This is a genomic window from Burkholderia sp. CCA53 (assembly GCF_001685525.1).
GTDB lineage: Bacteria > Pseudomonadota > Gammaproteobacteria > Burkholderiales > Burkholderiaceae > Burkholderia > Burkholderia multivorans.
This window is the reverse complement of sequence record NZ_BDDJ01000002.1, coordinates 1,221,722-1,239,515: the sequence shown is the minus strand read 5'-3', so window position 1 is coordinate 1,239,515 and position 17,794 is coordinate 1,221,722. Positions and strand designations below refer to the sequence as shown.

13 protein-coding genes are annotated in these 17,794 nt (G+C 68.5%); 5 read left to right on the top strand and 8 right to left on the bottom strand.

Annotated features, from left to right (window positions below):
* The first annotated feature begins 55 nt into the window (after positions 1-55).
* On the top strand, positions 56-499 hold the full coding sequence (locus BCR55_RS21890) for a PaaI family thioesterase (RefSeq protein ID WP_006397391.1): 444 nt from the start codon (positions 56-58) through the stop codon (positions 497-499).
* A gap of 108 nt (positions 500-607) precedes the next feature.
* Here the strand turns inward: BCR55_RS21890 and BCR55_RS21885 are convergent, their stop codons facing one another.
* The 5 genes from BCR55_RS21885 to prpB all read right to left on the bottom strand — a co-directional run bounded on the left by BCR55_RS21885 (position 608) and on the right by prpB (position 7,834).
* A complete protein-coding gene (locus BCR55_RS21885; protein ID WP_053298131.1) occupies positions 608-1,657 on the bottom strand; it encodes a CaiB/BaiF CoA-transferase family protein in 1,050 nt (349 codons plus the stop codon).
* A gap of 162 nt (positions 1,658-1,819) precedes the next feature.
* A complete protein-coding gene (gene prpF / locus BCR55_RS21880; protein ID WP_006407909.1) occupies positions 1,820-3,010 on the bottom strand; it encodes a 2-methylaconitate cis-trans isomerase PrpF in 1,191 nt (396 codons plus the stop codon).
* A 25-nt stretch (positions 3,011-3,035) separates the two neighbouring features.
* Entirely contained in the window at positions 3,036-5,633 is a 2,598-nt protein-coding gene (gene acnD / locus BCR55_RS21875) for a Fe/S-dependent 2-methylisocitrate dehydratase AcnD (RefSeq protein WP_088928026.1), read from the bottom strand.
* 80 nt (positions 5,634-5,713) lie between these two features.
* On the bottom strand, positions 5,714-6,886 hold the full coding sequence (gene prpC, locus BCR55_RS21870; RefSeq protein ID WP_006397395.1) for a 2-methylcitrate synthase: 1,173 nt from the start codon (positions 6,884-6,886) through the stop codon (positions 5,714-5,716).
* A 54-nt stretch (positions 6,887-6,940) separates the two neighbouring features.
* Positions 6,941-7,834, bottom strand: a complete 894-nt coding sequence (gene prpB / locus BCR55_RS21865; protein WP_006397396.1) for a methylisocitrate lyase — start codon at positions 7,832-7,834, stop codon at positions 6,941-6,943.
* Between the two features lie 171 nt (positions 7,835-8,005).
* Between prpB and prpR the strand changes: the two genes are divergently transcribed.
* Positions 8,006-9,988: a propionate catabolism operon regulatory protein PrpR gene (prpR, locus tag BCR55_RS21860; RefSeq protein ID WP_053298130.1), complete on the top strand. Its 1,983-nt coding sequence runs from the start codon at positions 8,006-8,008 to the stop codon at positions 9,986-9,988.
* A gap of 68 nt (positions 9,989-10,056) precedes the next feature.
* Here prpR and BCR55_RS21855 read toward each other — a convergent pair whose 3' ends face one another.
* On the bottom strand, positions 10,057-10,695 hold the full coding sequence (locus BCR55_RS21855) for an ABATE domain-containing protein (protein ID WP_053298129.1): 639 nt from the start codon (positions 10,693-10,695) through the stop codon (positions 10,057-10,059).
* A 99-nt stretch (positions 10,696-10,794) separates the two neighbouring features.
* Between BCR55_RS21855 and BCR55_RS21850 the strand changes: the two genes are divergently transcribed.
* Complete coding sequence (locus BCR55_RS21850) at positions 10,795-11,178, top strand: VOC family protein (protein WP_006407904.1); 384 nt, start codon at positions 10,795-10,797, stop codon at positions 11,176-11,178.
* 141 nt (positions 11,179-11,319) lie between these two features.
* On the opposite strand, the gene BCR55_RS21845 is transcribed toward BCR55_RS21850, so the two are convergent.
* A complete protein-coding gene (locus BCR55_RS21845; RefSeq protein ID WP_006407903.1) occupies positions 11,320-12,168 on the bottom strand; it encodes an ureidoglycolate lyase in 849 nt (282 codons plus the stop codon).
* A 664-nt stretch (positions 12,169-12,832) separates the two neighbouring features.
* Between BCR55_RS21845 and BCR55_RS21840 the strand changes: the two genes are divergently transcribed.
* Both BCR55_RS21840 and BCR55_RS21835 read left to right on the top strand, forming a co-directional pair.
* The gene (locus BCR55_RS21840) at positions 12,833-13,654 is read left to right on the top strand and encodes an IclR family transcriptional regulator (protein ID WP_053298128.1); all 822 of its coding nucleotides are present in this window, start codon (positions 12,833-12,835) and stop codon (positions 13,652-13,654) included.
* Positions 13,655-13,885: 231 nt separating this feature from the next.
* Positions 13,886-14,437 carry a hypothetical protein gene (locus BCR55_RS21835; protein WP_012216270.1) on the top strand — a complete coding sequence of 184 codons (552 nt, stop codon included), beginning with the start codon at positions 13,886-13,888 and terminating at the stop codon, positions 14,435-14,437.
* A 622-nt stretch (positions 14,438-15,059) separates the two neighbouring features.
* Here BCR55_RS21835 and BCR55_RS21830 read toward each other — a convergent pair.
* Positions 15,060-17,414, bottom strand: coding sequence for a GNAT family N-acetyltransferase (locus BCR55_RS21830; protein WP_065495919.1), 2,355 nt, complete (start codon positions 17,412-17,414; stop codon positions 15,060-15,062).
* Between the last annotated feature and the right edge of the window lie 380 nt (positions 17,415-17,794).

Sequence of the window (17,794 nt, the reverse complement as noted above, 5' to 3'; positions counted from 1 at the left end):
GGCAGCCCCCTTCCTAGAGTTCAGCGCAAGCGGCCACACATTGCGAGGAAAGTCGATGACCGACATCGTGGACCACGCGCGCGGCGCATTGCGCGCGCAACCGTTCAGCATGCTGCTCGGCACGGAGCTGATGCATATCGGCGACAACGAAGTGTCGCTGTGTCTCGCCGTGCGCGACGAACTGCGGCAGCAGCACGGTTTCGTGCACGGCGGCGTCATCAGCTATCTCGCCGACAACGCGCTCACGTTTGCGGGCGCGCTCGCGCTGGGCCCGCGCGTCGTCACCGGCGAATACAAGATCAACTATCTGCGGCCGGCCGTGAACGGCACGCTGGTCGCGCGCGCGAAGCTCGTCTATGCGGGGCGGCACCAGGCGACGTGCCAGTGTCACGTGTTCGTCATCGACGGCGACCACGAACGGCTCGTCGCGATCGCGCAAGGCACGATCAATCGCGTCGGCGACGGCAAGAATCCGGGCGCGCCGCAGGAAACCGCGTAAGCGCGGTGCGGGCCGCGCGTCGGCTTTCGTGCGGCGCGGCATGCGGCGGCGGGCTCGTCGGCACGGCGCGTCACGCCGTCTCGCCGTCACGCCGGATCGCGCTTCGCTTCACGCCGAATCGTCGTTCAACGGCATGAACCGCGGCGCCACACGCGCGCGCAGATTGCCGTCGCGGTCGGTGCGATAAACGCCGCGCGCGACGTTGTGCGGATGGTCGGCCGCGTCGGCCACGCTCAGCACCGGCGCGAAGCACGCGTCCGTTCCTTCGAGCAGCTTGCGCCAATGCGCAGACGGATGCTGCGCGAACACCTCGGCGAAACGCGCCTTCAGCGCGGGCCAGCGCGTGCGATCGTACTGCGACGCGGGATCGACGTCGGCCAGCCCGAGCCGTTCGATCAGCAGCGCATAGAACGGCGGTTCGAGCGCGCCGATCGTCACGCATTCGCCGTCGGCGCAGCGATACACGTCGTAGAACGGCGCGTCGTGAAACAGGCTCGGCTGCGCGCCGTCGAGCTGGCCGCTCGCACGCGCCCATAGCGCCAGCGTGCCGAGCATCGACACGATGTCGACGATCGCGCCGTCGACGACACGGCCGGGCCCGCCCGCGCGCACGTCGAACAGCGCGCAGGCGATGCCGAACGCGAGGCCGAGCGCGCCGCCCGCATCGCCGACGACGGTCGGCGGCAGGCCCGGCCGGCCGTCGCGAGGCGCTGACAGCGACAGCATCCCTGTCAGCGCGACATAGTTCAGATCGTGTCCGGCGGCCGACGCGAGCGGGCCGTGCTGGCCCCAGCCGGTCATCCGCGCGTAGACGAGCTTCGGATTGCGGCGCGCGCAGGCGTCGGGGCCGAGGCCGACGCGCTCCATCGCGCCGGGGCGCAGCCCTTCGATCAGTGCATCGGCGTGCGCGACGAGGTCCAGTGCGGCCTCGCGGCCGGCGGCGGACTTCAGATCGAGTTCGACGATCGTCTTGCCTTCGCGCAGCAGATCGCCGTCGCGGCTGCGCAAGGCGTCGGGCGCACTCGAGCGCCCGGCAGGACGCGCGACCAGCGTGATGCGCGCGCCCATGCCGGCGAGCATCCATCCGGCGAGCGGGCCGGGGCCGAGGCCTTCGAATTCGACGACGTGGACGCCGGAAAGCGGTGCGTCAAGCGACATGCTGTTCTCCCGTCTTCGCGGCCGGTCGGTACGAGCGCTTTTCGCGTCTGCGCCGAACCCGTGCGTCGCGGTCGATCGACATTCGCGCTCGCACGCCGCTCAAACAAAAAATCCCCGCGCAGCGACTCCGCTTCACGGGGATCGAATCGATGGCCGGTCGCCTCAGAACGCGTCGCCCGGCACGCGCACCCACCCTTCCATCAGCACGCGCGCACTGCGGCTCATGATCGCCTTCGTGACCGTCCATTCGCCGTTCTCGAACTTCGCCTCCGCACCGACGCGCAGCGTGCCGGACGGATGCCCGAAGCGCACCGCGTTGCGCTCGCCGCCGCCGGCCGCGAGATTGACGAGCGTGCCGGGAATCGCCGCGGCCGTGCCGATCGCGACGGCCGCCGTGCCCATCATCGCGTGATGCAGCTTGCCCATCGACATCGCGCGCACCAGCAGGTCGACGTCGCCCGCGTTCACGCGCTTGCCGCTCGACGCGACATAGTCGGCCGGCTTGGCGACGAACGCGATCTTCGGCGTATGCTGCCGCGTCGCGATCTCGTCGAGCGTGTCAATGAGCCCCATGCGCAGCGCGCCATGCGCGCGGATCGTCTCGAACTTCTCGAGCGCCTTCGCGTCGCCGTTGATCGCGTCCTGCAGCTCGGTGCCCTTGTAGCCGATCGCTTCAGCGTCGACGAAGATCGTCGGAATCCCCGCGTTGATCATCGTCGCCTTCAGCGTGCCGACGCCCGGCACCGTCAGATCGTCGACGAGGTTGCCGGTCGGGAACATCGCGCCGCCCGCGCCCTCTTCGTCGGCAGCCGGATCCATGAACTCGAGCTGTACTTCGGCGGCCGGGAACGTCACGCCGTCCAGCTCGAAATCGCCCGTTTCCTGCACCGCGCCGTTCGTGATCGGCACGTGCGCGACGATCGTCTTGCCGATGTTCGCCTGCCAGATCCGCACGGTCGCGATGCCGTCGCGCGGCACGCGCGCCGGATCGACGAGCCCGCCCGCGATCGCGAACGGGCCGACCGCCGCGGACAGATTCCCGCAGTTGCCGGTCCAGTCGACGAACGCGCGATCGATCGCGACCTGCCCGAACAGGTAATCGACGTCGTGGCCGGGCCGCGTGCTCTTCGAGACGATCACCGTCTTGCTCGTCGACGACGTCGCGCCGCCCATCCCGTCGATCTGCTTGCCGTACGGATCGGGGCTGCCGATCACGCGCAGCAGCAGCGCGTCGCGCGCGGCACCGGGCGCCTGCGCGGCATCCGGCAGATCCTGCAGCCGGAAGAACACGCCCTTGCTGGTGCCGCCGCGCATGTAGGTCGCGGGAATCCGGATTTGAGGAATGTGCGCCATGTTGCGTTGCTCCAGTGTGGTCGGATCAGGCCGCGGCCTGCGACGATTCGAGGAAGTCCTGCGCGAAGCGCTGCAGCACGCCGCCCGCCTCGTAGATCGACACTTCCTCGGCCGTATCGAGCCGGCACGTGACCGGCACGTCGACGCGCTCGCCGTTGCGGCGATGGATCACGAGCGTCAGATCCGCGCGCGGCGTGCGCTCGCCGATCACGTCGAACGTCTCGGTGCCGTCGATGCCGAGCGTCTTGCGGTTCGTGCCCGGCTTGAACTCGAGCGGCAGCACGCCCATCCCGATCAGGTTCGTCCGGTGGATCCGCTCGAAGCCCTCGGCGACGATCGCCTCGACACCCGCGAGCCGCACGCCCTTGGCCGCCCAGTCGCGCGACGAACCCTGGCCGTAGTCGGCGCCCGCGACGACGATCAGCGGCTGCTTGCGATTCATGTACGTCTCGATCGCCTCCCACATCCGCATCACCTTGCCGTCCGGCTCGACGCGCGCGAGCGAGCCCTTCTTCACCGCGCCGTCGACCACGGCCATCTCGTTGACAAGCGTCGGGTTCGCGAACGTCGCGCGCTGTGCGGTCAGGTGATCGCCGCGGTGCGTCGCGTACGAGTTGAAGTCCTCTTCCGGCAGGCCCATCTTCGCGAGGTATTCGCCGGCCGCGCTGTCCGGCAGGATCGCGTTCGACGGCGACAGGTGATCGGTCGTGATGTTGTCGCCAAGCACCGCGAGCGGGCGCATGCCGCGCAGCGTGCGCTCGCCGGCCAGCGCGCCTTCCCAGTACGGCGGGCGGCGGATGTAGGTACTCTGCGGCCGCCAGTCGTAGAGCGGCGCCGCGCGCTCGCCCGCGTCGGCCGCGCGCGCGAACATCGGCTCGTAGACGGTGCGGAACTGCTCGGGCTTCACGCTCGACGCGACGATCGCATCGATTTCCTCGTCGGTCGGCCAGATGTCCTTCAGCGTGACGGGCTTGCCGTCCCGGTCGTGGCCGAGCACGTCCTGCTCGATGTCGAAGCGGATCGTGCCGGCGATCGCATATGCGACGACGAGCGGCGGCGAGGCGAGGAACGCCTGCTTCGCATACGGATGGATGCGCCCGTCGAAGTTGCGGTTGCCGGACAGCACGGCCGTCGCGTAGAGGTCGCGCTCGACGATTTCCTGCTGGATCTTCGGATCGAGCGCACCGGACATCCCGTTGCAGGTCGTGCACGCGAACGCGACGATGCCGAAGCCGAGTTTCTCGAGCTCGGGCAGCAGGTTCGCTTCCTTCAGGTACAGCTCGACGGCCTTCGAGCCCGGCGCGAGCGAGCTCTTCACCCACGGCTTGCGCACGAGGCCGCGCGCGTTCGCGTTGCGCGCGAGCAGGCCCGCCGCGATCACGTTGCGCGGGTTGCTGGTGTTCGTGCAGCTCGTGATCGCGGCGATGATCACGGCGCCGTCGGGCATCTCGCCCGGCTTCTCTTCCCACTGGCCGGCGATCCCGCGCGCGGCGAGGTCGGAGGTCGGCAGCCGCTTGTGCGGATTCGACGGGCCGGCCATGTTACGCACGACGCTCGACAGATCGAACGTCAGCGTGCGCTCGTATTGCGCGTGCTGCAGCGTGTCGGCCCACAGGCCCGCTTCCTTCGCGTAGGTCTCGACGAGCTTCACCTGTTCGTCGCTGCGGCCGGTCAGACGCAGATAATCGAGCGTCTGGCCGTCGATGAAGAACATCGCGGCCGTCGCGCCGTATTCGGGCGCCATGTTCGAGATCGTCGCGCGATCGCCGAGCGTCAGGCTCGCCGCGCCTTCGCCGCGGAATTCCAGATACGCGCCGACCACCTTCTCCTTGCGCAGGAATTCGGTCAGCGCGAGCACGATGTCGGTCGCGGTGATGCCGGGCTGGCGCTTGCCGGTCAGCTCGACGCCGACGATGTCGGGCAGCCGCATCCACGATGCGCGGCCGAGCATCACGTTCTCCGCCTCCAGCCCGCCGACGCCGATCGCGATCACGCCGAGCGCATCGACGTGCGGCGTGTGGCTGTCGGTGCCGACACAGGTGTCCGGATAGGCGACGCCGTCCTGCACCTGGATCACCGGCGACATCTTCTCCAGGTTGATCTGATGCATGATGCCGTTGCCCGGCGGAATCACGTCGACGTTCTCGAACGCCTTCTTCGTCCACTCGATGAAGTGGAAGCGATCCTCGTTGCGGCGATCCTCGATCGCGCGGTTTTTCGCGAACGCATCCGGATCGAAGCCGCCGCATTCGACCGCGAGCGAGTGATCGACGATCAGTTGCACGGGCACGACCGGGTTCACCTTGGCCGGATCGCCGCCGCGCTCCGCGATTGCGTCGCGCAGGCCGGCGAGGTCGACGAGCGCGGTCTGGCCGAGGATGTCGTGACACACGACGCGCGCCGGGAACCACGGAAAATCGCGCTCGCGCTTGCGCTCGACGATCTGCTTCAGCGAATCGGCGAGCATCGCCGGATCGCAGCGGCGCACGAGGTTCTCGGCGAGCACGCGCGACGTGTACGGCAGCGTGTCGTAGGCGCCGGGCGCGATCGCCTCGACCGCGGCGCGCGTGTCGAAGTAGTCCAGCGACGTGCCGGGCAGGGGTTTGCGGTAGGCGGTATTCATCATGTGGGGGAAATCGAAGTGGGGCGTGCGGCGCGCACCGGCCGCCCGCGGAACGGGTGCCGGCGCGCGCGGCCGGTATTTCAGCGCTTCTCGATCGGCACGAACTGCAGATCGTCCGGGCCCGTGTAGTTCGCGCTCGGGCGGATGATCTTGTTGTCGACGCGCTGCTCGATGATGTGCGCGGCCCAGCCGGACGTACGCGAGATCACGAACAGCGGCGTGAACATCGCGGTCGGCACGCCCATCATGTGGTACGACACCGCGCTGAACCAGTCGAGGTTCGGGAACATCTTCTTCGCGTCCCACATCACCGATTCGAGGCGCTCGGCGATGTCGTACAGCTTCAGGTCGCCCGCTTCCTTCGACAGCTTGTGCGCGACGCCCTTGATCACCTTGTTGCGCGGATCGGAGATCGTGTAGACCGGGTGACCGAAGCCGATCACGACTTCCTTGTTCTCGACGCGGCGGCGGATGTCGGCTTCCGCCTCGTCCGGCGAGCGGTAGCGGCTCTGGATTTCATACGCGACCTCGTTCGCGCCGCCGTGCTTCGGCCCGCGCAGCGCGCCGATCGCGCCGGTGATCGCCGAGTACATGTCGGAGCCCGTGCCCGCGATCACGCGGCCCGTGAACGTCGACGCGTTGAACTCGTGCTCCGCGTACAGGATCAGCGACGTGTGCATCGCGTCGACCCACGACTTCGACGGCGTCTTGCCGTGCAGCAGGTGCAGGAAGTGGCCGCCGATCGAATCGTCGTCGGTTTCCGTTTCGATCCGCTTGCCGTTGTGCGAGAAGTGATACCAGTACAGCAGCATCGAGCCGAGCGAGGCCATCAGGCGATCCGCGATATCGCGCGCGCCCGGCAGGTTGTGGTCGTCCTTCTCCGGCAGCACGGTGCCGAGCACCGACACGCCGGTGCGCATCACGTCCATCGGATGCGCGGACGCCGGGATTTGCTCGAGGACCGCCTTCAGCGCGTTCGGCAGTCCGCGCAGCGCGCGCAGCTTCGCCTTGTAGGCGGCGAGTTCGGTCAGGTTCGGCAGCGTCTCGTGCACGAGCAGGTGCGCGATCTCCTCGAACTCGCACGATTCCGCGACGTCGAGAATGTCGTAGCCACGGTAGTGCAGGTCGTTGCCGGTCTTGCCGACCGTGCACAGCGCCGTGTTGCCGGCCGTCACGCCCGACAGCGCGACCGACTTCTTCGGCTTGAATGCGCCTGCGGCGGCCGGTGCTGCTGCGTCTTTCGTCTCGCTCATGTTTCCGTTCTCCTGTATCCAGATAGGCAGATTCGTCGTCGCCACGCGGGCCGCTTACTTCTTGCCCTGCGCAAACAGCTCGTCGAGCTTGCGTTCGTATTCGTGATAGCCGAGGAAGTCGTACAGCTCGGCGCGCGTCTGCATCGTCGGCACGGCCGCCTTCTGCGTGCCGTCGCGGCGCACCGTCTCGTAGAAATTCAGCGCAGCCTTGTTCATCGCGCGATACGCGCCGCAGCAGTAGAGCGCGATGTCGACGTTCGCCTCGCGCAGTTCGTCGACCGTGAACAGCGGCGTCGAGCCGAATTCCGTCAGGTTCGCGAGGATCGGCACCTTCACCGCGGCCTTGAAGCGGCGGTAGTCGTCGAGCGTCTTCATCGCCTCGGGGAAAATCATGTCGGCGCCGGCTTCGACGTAGGCGACCGCGCGTTCGATCGCCGAATCGATGCCTTCGGCCGCAGCCGCGTCGGTGCGCGCCATGATCACGAACTGGTCGTCGGTACGCGCGTCGACGGCGGCCTTGATGCGGTCGACCATCTCGTCGGTCGGCACGCACTCCTTGCCCGGACGGTGGCCGCAGCGCTTCTGGCCGACCTGGTCCTCGATATGCACGGCCGCGACGCCCGCGTTGATGAACGAGCGGATCGTGCGCGCGATGTTGAAGGCGCCGCCCCAGCCGGTGTCGATGTCGACGAGCAGCGGCAGGTCGGTCGCGTTGGTGATCCGGTTCGCGTCGATCAGCACGTCTTCCATCGTGCTGATGCCGAGATCGGGAATGCCGAGCGAGTTCGCGGCGACGCCGCCACCCGACAGATAGACAGCCTTGAAGCCGACGGCCTGCGCCATCTTGGCCGCGTACGCGGTGATCGCGCCGACCACCTGCAGCGGCTGCTCGGCCGCGACTGCCGCGCGGAACTTCGCGCCGGCGCTCTGAAGATGCGTGTTGCTCATGAACGGCCTCCTGAAGGAATGCCCATAGACAGCAAGGACCGGGCCAGCGTCGCTTCGCCGCGCTAACCCGCTGATTCTTAAGCGAACGGCGCCGCAGCCGGCGGCCCGTTTCATTTCAATTCGGAAATCTCGTATTCCAAAAATGAAATCCGGCGCGCATAATCGGCGGCCATGGACCTCTCTCCGATCAAGCCCGCCGGCGCGGCCGACCGCACGGTGCGCCCGCGCATCTGGGCGATGGGCATCAGCCGGCTGCGCGACCTGTTTCGCGAAATCGCCGGCGAATTCGACGAACGCGCGGACGTGCGCATCGTCACGCGCGCGTACGAGGATGCGCTCGGCGCCATCGCCGAGGCCGGCACCGCCCGGCCCGACGTGATCGTCGCGGCCGGCTCGAACGGCGGCTTCCTGAAGACGCGCGCGCAGGTGCCCGTCGTCGTCGTGTCGCCGACCGGCTTCGACGTGATGCAGGCGCTCGCGCGCGCGCGGCGCGATGCGACGCGCATCGCGCTCGTCAGCGCCGGCGACACGCCGCCCGAAGTGCGCCGCTTCGTCGCCGCGTACGGTCTGGACGTGCAGTTTGCGTCATATCAGACCGCACAGGAAGCCGAAGCGTGCGTGCACGATCTGCGCGATCGCGGCATCGAAACGATCGTCGGGCCCGGCCTCGTCACCGATCTCGCGGCGAGCGCCGGGATGGGCGCGGTGTTCCTGTATTCGCACGCATCGGTGCGCAAGGCCGTCGAAACGGCGCTCGAAGTCGCGTACGCGACGCATGCCGAAGCGTTTCGCCGCCAGCGGCTCGACACGCTGCTCCAGCATCTGCGCGACGGCGTCGTCGCGCTCGACGCGCAGGGCCGCGTCGAGGCCATCAACGAACGGCTCGCGTCGGCGCTCGGCGTCGAGCCGTCGGCCGCGGTCGGGCGCGCACTCGTCGATCTGCGGCCGGAGCTGCGCACGCTGCGCGGCGAGGACGGCGAGGCGCTCGCGACCGTGCGCGGCGTCCGCTACGTCGTGCATCGCGGGCCGCTCGTCGATCGCGGCGTCACGTCCGGCAGCGTGCTGACGTTCCAGGAATCGCGCGCGGTCGAGCGGCTCGATCGCGCGCTGCGCTCGCAGCCGAACACGCAGCAGTTCGCCGCGCGCTATTCGCTCGACGACGTCGTCGGCGCGTCCGCGCCGATGACGCGCGTGCGCGAGCTCGTGCGCCGCTACGCCAAATCCGACGCGACCGTGCTCGTGCTCGGCGAAAGCGGCACCGGCAAGGAAATGATCGCGCAGAGCCTGCATGCGCTCTCCGCGCGGCGCAGCTACCCGTTCGTCGCGGTCAATTGCGGCGCGTTTCCGGAAGCGCTGCTCGAAAGCGAGCTGTTCGGCTACGAGGAAGGCGCGTTTACGGGTGCTCGCCGCGGCGGCAAGACCGGGCTGTTCGAGGCCGCGCATCGCGGCACGCTGTTTCTCGACGAGATCGGCGAAATGCCGCCGTCGCTGCAAAGCCGGCTGCTGCGCGTACTGCAGGAGCGCGAGGTGATCCGCCTCGGCTCGACGGAACCGATCCGGATCGACGTACGCGTGATCGCCGCGACGCACCGGCCGCTGCTCGCGGCCGTCGAGGCCGGCACGTTCCGCGCCGATCTCTATTACCGGCTCAACATCCTGAACGTCGGCCTGCCGCCGCTGCGCGAACGCGCGACCGACATTCCCGCGCTCGCCGCGACGCTGCTCGTGCAGGCCGCGCGGCGCGAGCCGCGGCTCGCGGAGCGGCTGCGCGACGCCGACGATGCGGCGCGCGTGCTCCGCGCGGTGCAGCCGACGCTCACGCGCTACCGGTGGCCCGGCAACGTGCGCGAATTGCAGAACGTGATCGAGCGGATCGCGGTGGAGCTCGCCGAAGCGGCCGACGAAGGCGATGCGGCCGCGCCCTGCGCGGCGCTCGCGCCCGACGCGCTGCAGACGATCGCGCCCGAGCTGTTCGCCGCGCCGCCCGACGGCGGCGACGCCGAGGACGCACAGACGCTGCATGCGCGCCGCCGCCGCGCGGAAGCGGACGAGATCCGGGCGGTGCTCGACGCCTGCGGCGGCGACCGCGATCGCGCGTGCGCGATGCTCGGCATCAGCAAGACGACGCTTTGGCGGAAGTTGTCGGCGAGATAGCGGCGAGTCGCACCACGTTGCGGGATGCCGCGGCGCTACGACGCGCCGGCGCGCCGGCACGACGGCCTTCAGTCCGCCTTGTGATAGTGGCGGTACGCCTTCGCGCGATTGCCGCACGACGACATCGAGCACCAGCGGCGGCTGCCGTTCTTGCTGTCGTCGACGAACAGCCATTGGCACGCGTCGTTCGCGCACCGCTTCACCTTCGCAAGCCGTACGCCGCCGAGCAAGTCGGTCGCCGACCACAGCACGGGGCTCAGCAGCGCGCCAAGCGTCGCGCCCGGCGGCTCGATCCGCCACGCATAGCGGCCGTCCACGCGCGCCAGCGCGACGCGCGGCGACGCTTCCGCGAGAAACGCACCTACCTGTTTCAGATCTTCGGCCTGCGGCTCGCGCTGCTCCGCCTGCGCAAGGAACAACCGATACAACGCCTCGCGCAACGCGAGCGCATGCGCAAGCCAGGCCGGCCCGTCGTCGATCCCTGCGCGGCACGCGTCGGCGACACAAGCAGGCACGCCGGCCTGATCGCGACACCACGCGAACAGGTCGTCAATCGTCCGCAAGGTTTCGGTCGGCGGCTCGGTGCCGCGCCAATACAACGTGTTCGCGAAATCGATGCTCAGAGTGTCGGCCGGTGCCGGAATCAGGCAGTCCGGCCCGGTAGGGGCGCGTCGGGCATTCATGTCGGCGATCGTACTAACCGCCATGCCGGTTGACAAGCGTCGAAACGGTTCCTAGCATAACCGGCATGGTGGTTAAAAACGGTTTGCTGCACTGACGTCCCCCTTCAGTCCAAGGAGCCCCAGATGATCGATCACCTTTCCTTCGGCGTTGCGCAGATCGAGCGCAGCCGCACGTTCTACGACAACACGCTCGGCGCGCTCGGCTACAAGCGGCTGCACACCGCCGCCGACTCGCTCGGATACGGCGCCGACGAGCCGTCGCTCTGGCTCACGCGTACGGCGCGCCCGGTCGTCGCGGACCCGGAATCGGGCCTGCACATTTCGTTCAAGGCAGCGTCGCCGGTCGAGGTCGACGCGTTCTATCGCGCCGCGCTCGCGCACGGCGGCCAGGACAACGGCGGCCCCGGCAAGCGCGAGCAGTACGGGCCCGGCTATTACGCGGCATTCGTCGTCGATCCGGACGGTTACCGGATCGAAGCGCATTGCGAGCTCGACAACATCGTGTGATGACCTTCCGGCGGCGCGATGAACGCCTGCCGGCGCCAGTAAACGACGACAGCCCGATACCGGGCGATCCGGTATCGGGCTGTGTGCTTTCGGCTCTTCGCGCGCCGCGTGCTGAGCCGCGCCGTCTGCCGCCGGTGCCGCTCAGCGCGCGGCGCGCGTGAGCTGCAATTGCTCGCCGAGCCCTTCGATGCCAAGCCGGACCATCTGGCCGGCCTTCAGATAGACGGGCGCCGGCTTGATGCCCATCCCCACGCCGGGCGGCGTGCCGGTCGTGATGACATCGCCGGGCTGCAGCGTCATGCAACTCGACAGATACGCGATCAACTGCGCGACGGTGAACACCATCGTGCGTGTGTTGCCGTTCTGATAGCGGTGGCCGTCCACTTCGAGCCACAGGTCGAGCGACTGCGGGTCCGGCACCTCGTCGCGCGTGACGAGCCAGGGGCCGATCGGGCCGAACGTATCGAAGCCCTTCCCCTTGTCCCACTGGCCGCCGCGCTCGATCTGCCATTCGCGTTCCGACACGTCGTTGACCACGCAATAACCCGCGACGTAGTCGAGCGCGCGCGCTTCGTCGACATCCTTGCACTGGGCGCCCATCACGACGCCGAGCTCCACTTCCCAGTCCGTCTTCACCGAGCCCTTCGGAATGTCGATTCCGTCGTTCGGGCCGCAGATAGAGCTCGTCCACTTGCCGAACACGACCGGCTCCTTCGGCACCGGCATCCCCGCTTCCGCCGCGTGATCCGCATAGTTCAGACCAATGCCGATGAACTTGCCGACGCGGCCGACGCACGCGCCGATGCGCGGCTCGCCCGATACCAGCGGCAGCGTGGCGGGATCCAGCGCGCGCAGTCGCGCGAGACCCGCGTCGGACAGGACGTCGCCCGCGAGATCCGGCACATGTGCGGACAGATCGCGGATGCGGCCGTCCGCGTCGAGAATGCCGGGCTTTTCCTGGCCGGGCGGGCCATAGCGAAGCAGTTTCATCGTGCTCAACCTCTGTAGTCGAATGTGTCAGGATACCGGCCGCCACCGCAGCGCGCAGCGGCTCGCCGGATTGATCGTCGATCGTCGATGGCATGCGCGGCACGATGGCCGACCTGCCGGCCGACGCGCGAGGCTCGCGCGGGCGCAGCGATCGCGGCGCCGCACGGAGCGGCGCGCATCGGACGGGCGGCCACCGGTCTGCGCATCGGCGACGACGGCGCGGCAGGCGCGTCGCGACGCGCCTCCACATCGGCCGACGTCGCGCGCGGCCCGCACCGTCGTTGGCCCGCGACTCTTTGTACCATCGGCCGCGCAGCATGAAATGACGCACGACGGATACCGACTATTGGCGAAGTCGCGGGCGGTGCGGCGCAGCATCGGGCGCGTTGCACGGTGCGACGGCGCCGCGGACATGCTGCCAAGGTGGCGCGCGCGCCGTGTCGGCCGACAAATATCGGCTATTCGCTGCAATCGTGTCATCGAGAACGCCATCTGACCCGTTCTTGGCAGGTAACGATCGGTAAAAAGACGCTGCATTGCACACTGCGGGTTTATTGTCAGACTTGCGCGAATTGTTTCATCGCGTTCGTCGGCGCCTGCGGGTCGCGTTGCCGCGTACGTCGCCGCCGATCGTCGGCAACTTTCGAACGACATGTCCACCACAATGCAAACGAACAACGACCTGGTTCCCGGTAGCGACGCACGGGAATCGTTGCGGGCACTCGACCGCTATCGCGCGCCCGCGCTCGACAAGGGGCTCGATATTCTCGAGCTTTTGTCCGAACAAAAGGAAGGCCTCACGCGGACCGAGATCACGAAGGAGCTCGGCCGCAACGCGAGCGAGATCTACCGGATGCTCGAACGCCTCGTCGCGCGGCGCTACGTGATGCGCTCGCCGGGCGGCGACCGCTACACGCTGAGCCTGAAGCTGTTCGCGCTCGCGCATCGTCATCCGCCGATGAACCGGCTGATCGCGGAGGCGCTGCCGCCGATGCAGCGCTTCGCCGATGCGGCCGAGCAATCGTGTCATCTGTCCGTGTACGACCGCGGCAGCCTGCTCGTCATCGCACAGGTCGACGGGCCGGGCTCGTGGGGCGTGTCGGTGCGGCTCGGCTCGCGCGTCGGGCTGGCCGACACCGCATCGGGCAGCGTGATGCTCGCGTTCCAGAGCGCCGAGCAGCGCGCGCACATGCTGGCCGAGCACCGGAAGGTGCAGGGCGAAGCGCCGCTGAACGAACCGGAGCTCGCAAGTGCGTGCGAGTCGATCCGGCAGGCCGGTTTCCTGCAACAGGACAGCCGGCAGGCATACGGCGTGACCGATCTGAGCGCGCCGCTGCTCGGCCCGTCCGGACAGGCGATCGCCGTGCTGACCTGTCCGTACATGCGCCGGATCGACGCGCATGCGGCGCCGCCGATCGACGAGGTGGTCGAACGGCTGCGCGATACGGCGCGCAATCTGTCGATGTATCGCTCGGAGACTTGCTGACGAGGTCTGGCGGGCGACGTGCGGCCGTCGTGGGTCCGGCGACGCAGCAAGCGGCTCGGCAAGCGCGGCCGGCATGTGCCGTGCGTGCCGTGCGCGATGTCGGCCGGTTCGCTGCGCGCGTTGCACGGACATCGCGGCACGCTCGCGCGTGCCGCTGGGCGTGTGCGCGCTACGCTAGAATAGCGGCCCTCTCAAAAACTACGGCGGCTGCGGTCGCGGCCGCCGTGTCCGATGGATGTCATGGCCAAACTTCTGAACGATCAAGAATTCCAGCGTTTCTCCGAACTTCAGCAGAAGCAGGCAAGCTTCACGATCACCCCCGAAGAGGCGGACGAGCTCCGCGACATCGTCGCGCGCGCGCAGAAAAAGCGCGACGACCGCGCCGCCGCGATGCAGGCGATCGAAAGCTACATCGAGCAGTTCGACATCACGCCCGACGAGCTCTTCTCGCCCGAGCAGATCGGCGACGCGGCACGCACGTACGGGTTGATCACGGCGACGAAGAAAGAGCGCGTGCTGCCGCCGTCGATCACGTTCAACGGCAAGCCGTATCAGTGGACGAAGACGCTGCCGGACGACGTGCGCAGCGCGCTGTTCGACGCGTTCACGTCCGGCGAGTCGGTCAAGCGTTTCATCGCGATGCCGAAGGACGCCGCGCGCTGCGCGCTGACGATCGCGCGGCTTGAACGCGAAACGGGCGCCGTCTATGCCGACACGCACCTCGAGGAGCTCGCGATTTCGCGTGCTCAGGTAAACGACGCGGCAGCGAAGCTCGCGGCCTAAGGGACGCGCGGGGGCCCGTGCGGCGCGGGCAATGCGCGCGGCGGGCGTGCCGGCTTAGGCCGGCACCGCGCCCACCCAAAACGTACCGCGCGACCATGCTCCCGTAAAACCTCACCTCAATGCCAGTGAGCACTCACGTCTCCTCCCGAAAAGGCTCACCTTCGGCTCCTGCAGACCCTCACCGGCAGTTCCCGAACCCTCTCACCGCGCGGTCCCGCAAGCACTCACCGATGCGCCCGGCCGGCGCTTACCGCCTGTTTTCGCTTCGCGTCGGCAGGTTCGTCCCGGAAAACCTCACCGAGCGATCCCGAAAACGCTCACTTTCGGCTCCTGCATAAGCTCACCGGCCGCTCCCGTATCGGCTCACCGTTTGGCATGGCAAATGCCCGACGCGACGCTCCTGAAAAAGCTCACCTTTTGGGATCGGTCGAGGTTGCGCGAGCCGGGATGCCGGCGGAAACGTGCATCGCGGAACGACGTCGGTCTCACGGTCGCGCCGCGCCATGCCGATGATGGGTCGTGAGGCGAATCGCCACGCTCGGCCACTCCCGCTGCAGGGAAATCGAACAGCGCTCGCACGGACCGGCCCGCGCATTCGCCTCGCACCCAGCCCTCGCACTCACTAAGCCTGCAGCTTCATCCTGAACCCGACGACACCGGGCTCCTCCGTCGCCGACACCTCGAAACCGCACGATTTCGCCAGCGCGATCATCGGCGCGTTCTCGCGCAGCGCCTCGCCGACCATCCATGCGGTACCGCGCGATCGCGCGTAGTCGATGATTCGCGTCAGCAGCAGGCGCCCGAGCCCCTTGCCTTTCTGATCGGGCCGCACCGCGATCGCGAATTCGGCCGTCTCATTGTCCGGATCGCTGACCGCGCGCGCGACGGCGAGCGTGTGCGCCTGCCCGGACGCATCGTTCACGACGGCGATGAACGCCATCTCGCGGTCGTAGTCGATCTGCGTCATCCGCGCGATCTGCGAATGGTCGAAGCTGCGTACCGCGCCGAAAAAGCGCATGCGCAGATCTTCGGGCGTCATCGCGCGCAGCAGCTCGCTGTGCGCCGGCTCGTCTTCGGGACGGATCGGACGGATCGTCACGGTTTCGCCGCGCCAGTCGAGCGTGCGTTCGAGCGCGCGCGGATACGGCATGATCGCAAGCCGGCTCCGTCCGGCCGCGAGCGCTATGCGCGGCGCGATCACGCTGACGCGACCCGGCGACACGCGCAACCTGAGCGACATCGCGACGACTTCGCGCACGTCGCATACGACCTGCGACAGCGCGATCAGTGCGTCGAGCACCGGCTCGATCGGCGCGCGCCGCGCATAAGGCGAACGCGCGATCACGGCACGCGCGAGCACCGTGTTGAGCGGCGGCAGCCCGTAGACGACGAACGGCGCCGATACGCCGTCGGCAGGCGGCACGGCGTAGCGAAACACGGGCCCGAAGTTCGAATCGTCGTACATGTCGACCGTCACGTCGACGATCGCGGCCCCGGGCGGCTCGTCTGCCTCGCCGTGCAGACCGAAGTGGGACAGCCAGTGCAGCGCGGCGTCCCCCGTCAGCGCATGCCGGCCCTCATCGAGCATCCGGCGCGCATCGGCTTGCGCGGTCGCGATGCACGCGGCCGGATGCGAAGGCGTACCTTCCGGCGTCTGCATCAGCAACTGGCGACCGAGGTTGTAGTCGACGAGACGCGCATACGCTCGCGCAAGCCGCTGCGGCGTCGAGTGCACGGGAATGCCGCTTGCATGCAGCGCGTCGCGTGTGGCCGCATCGACTGCGCCGAAGAAGCACGCAAGCACGCCGCGATGCGCGTGCTGCCTGTTGTCGATCAGCACGCGCGCCACCGCATCGGCCGGTGCGCTGTGCGACGTCGAATGCACGACGAACAGCGTGCCTGTTTGCGGAAACGGCGCGAGCGCCTTGACCGCCGCGGCGAAATGCTCGGGCCGCGCATCGTCGCCAAGCGTGAGCGGATTGCCGGGTGTGTCGAGATGCGGCAGCGCAGCCGACATCGCGGCCGCGACCTCGGCCGGCCATTCGGCCAATGCGATGCGCACGTCCCCGACCGCATCGACGGCAAGCTTCGCGACGCCGGCGTCGCTCGTCACGAGCGTCGCCGCGCCGCGCGCCGTGACGCGGCCGACGCCGAGCGTCTCGATTTCGTCGAGCAGATCGTCGAGCGCATCGACGCGGACGATCCCCGCGCGCTGGAACGCCGCCGTGTAGAGCCCGTCGCCGGGATCCGCACGACCGGTGCGCAGCGCGAGCACCGGCTTGTTGCGCGCCGCCGCGCGTGCGGCCGACATGAACTTGCGCGCGGCGCGAACCGAGTCGAGCTCGAGCAGGATCGCGCGCGTGCCCGGATCGCTGGCGAGATAGTCGAGCACGTCGCCCGCATCGACGTCGGCTTCGCCCCCGAGCGCGACGACGTGCGAAAAGCCGAGGCCGCGTGCGTTCGCCCAGCCGAGCACCGCGTTCGTCAGCGCATTCGATTGCGATACCCATGCGACACCGCCGGAACGCACCGTATAAGCGGGCGCGCCGAAATGCGCGTGACGCGCGGGCGACAGCACGCCGAGGCTGCCCGGCCCGACGATGCGAAGCACGAACGGCTTCGCGGCCTTCAGCGCGCGATCGAGTGCCGCGCGATCGGCATCGCTGCGCGCATCGCCGACGATGATCGCCACACGCGTGCCCAGTTCGCCGAGCTTGCGTACGATGCCGGCCCACGTCGCCGGACGCGTACAGATCACGGCGACCGACGGCGGTGCAGGAAGCCGGTCGACGTCCGGTACGACCGCGTGCCCGCCGAGCTCGCGATGCTTCGGATTGACGGGCCACACCGGACCGTCGAACGCGCCGTCGAGCACGCGCGACCAAACCATTGCGCCAATACTGCCCGCACGCGACGACGCACCGACGACCGCAACGGACCTGGGCTGGAACAAGGCATCGAGATGGCGAACAGTCACATCGGCTCCACTGGCTGACGAAACACGGCCCGACCGGCATACGGCTCCGCGCCGCACACCGATCCGCGAATCCCAAGCATAGGCGAAGGGCCCGCGGCTGCCTATATGCCGAACGGCCAGCTGTCCGCCGGCCGTCAAGCCGCGCATCATGCATCGACCGGCGACACATCGCGTGCCGCGCACCGCACTGAGCGACGTGCGTGCATCGATCGCAGCGCCGACGCATCGCGGTACATCGATACACGTGCCGCCGTCAAAGGTGAGGCTTTACAGGAGCGAAGGTGAGAATGTTCGGGAACACCGTCCAGCCCTGCGCGCTAGCGCGTACGGTGATGAAAATGCGCTTTGTGTCCGCACGCGTCGCATGGCGAATAACGTGG

Coding starts and splice junctions, on each gene's coding strand:
- BCR55_RS21855 (WP_053298129.1), bottom strand. CDS start 10,695: ATGGCGGTTAGTACGATCGCCGACATGAATGCCCGACGCGCCCCTACC.
- BCR55_RS21840 (WP_053298128.1), top strand. CDS start 12,833: ATGCAAACGAACAACGACCTGGTTCCCGGTAGCGACGCACGGGAATCG.
- acnD (WP_088928026.1), bottom strand. CDS start 5,633: ATGAATACCGCCTACCGCAAACCCCTGCCCGGCACGTCGCTGGACTAC.
- BCR55_RS21845 (WP_006407903.1), bottom strand. CDS start 12,168: ATGAAACTGCTTCGCTATGGCCCGCCCGGCCAGGAAAAGCCCGGCATT.
- BCR55_RS21850 (WP_006407904.1), top strand. CDS start 10,795: ATGATCGATCACCTTTCCTTCGGCGTTGCGCAGATCGAGCGCAGCCGC.
- prpB (WP_006397396.1), bottom strand. CDS start 7,834: ATGAGCAACACGCATCTTCAGAGCGCCGGCGCGAAGTTCCGCGCGGCA.
- BCR55_RS21835 (WP_012216270.1), top strand. CDS start 13,886: ATGGATGTCATGGCCAAACTTCTGAACGATCAAGAATTCCAGCGTTTC.
- BCR55_RS21885 (WP_053298131.1), bottom strand. CDS start 1,657: ATGTCGCTTGACGCACCGCTTTCCGGCGTCCACGTCGTCGAATTCGAA.
- prpC (WP_006397395.1), bottom strand. CDS start 6,886: ATGAGCGAGACGAAAGACGCAGCAGCACCGGCCGCCGCAGGCGCATTC.
- BCR55_RS21890 (WP_006397391.1), top strand. CDS start 56: ATGACCGACATCGTGGACCACGCGCGCGGCGCATTGCGCGCGCAACCG.
- prpR (WP_053298130.1), top strand. CDS start 8,006: ATGGACCTCTCTCCGATCAAGCCCGCCGGCGCGGCCGACCGCACGGTG.
- prpF (WP_006407909.1), bottom strand. CDS start 3,010: ATGGCGCACATTCCTCAAATCCGGATTCCCGCGACCTACATGCGCGGC.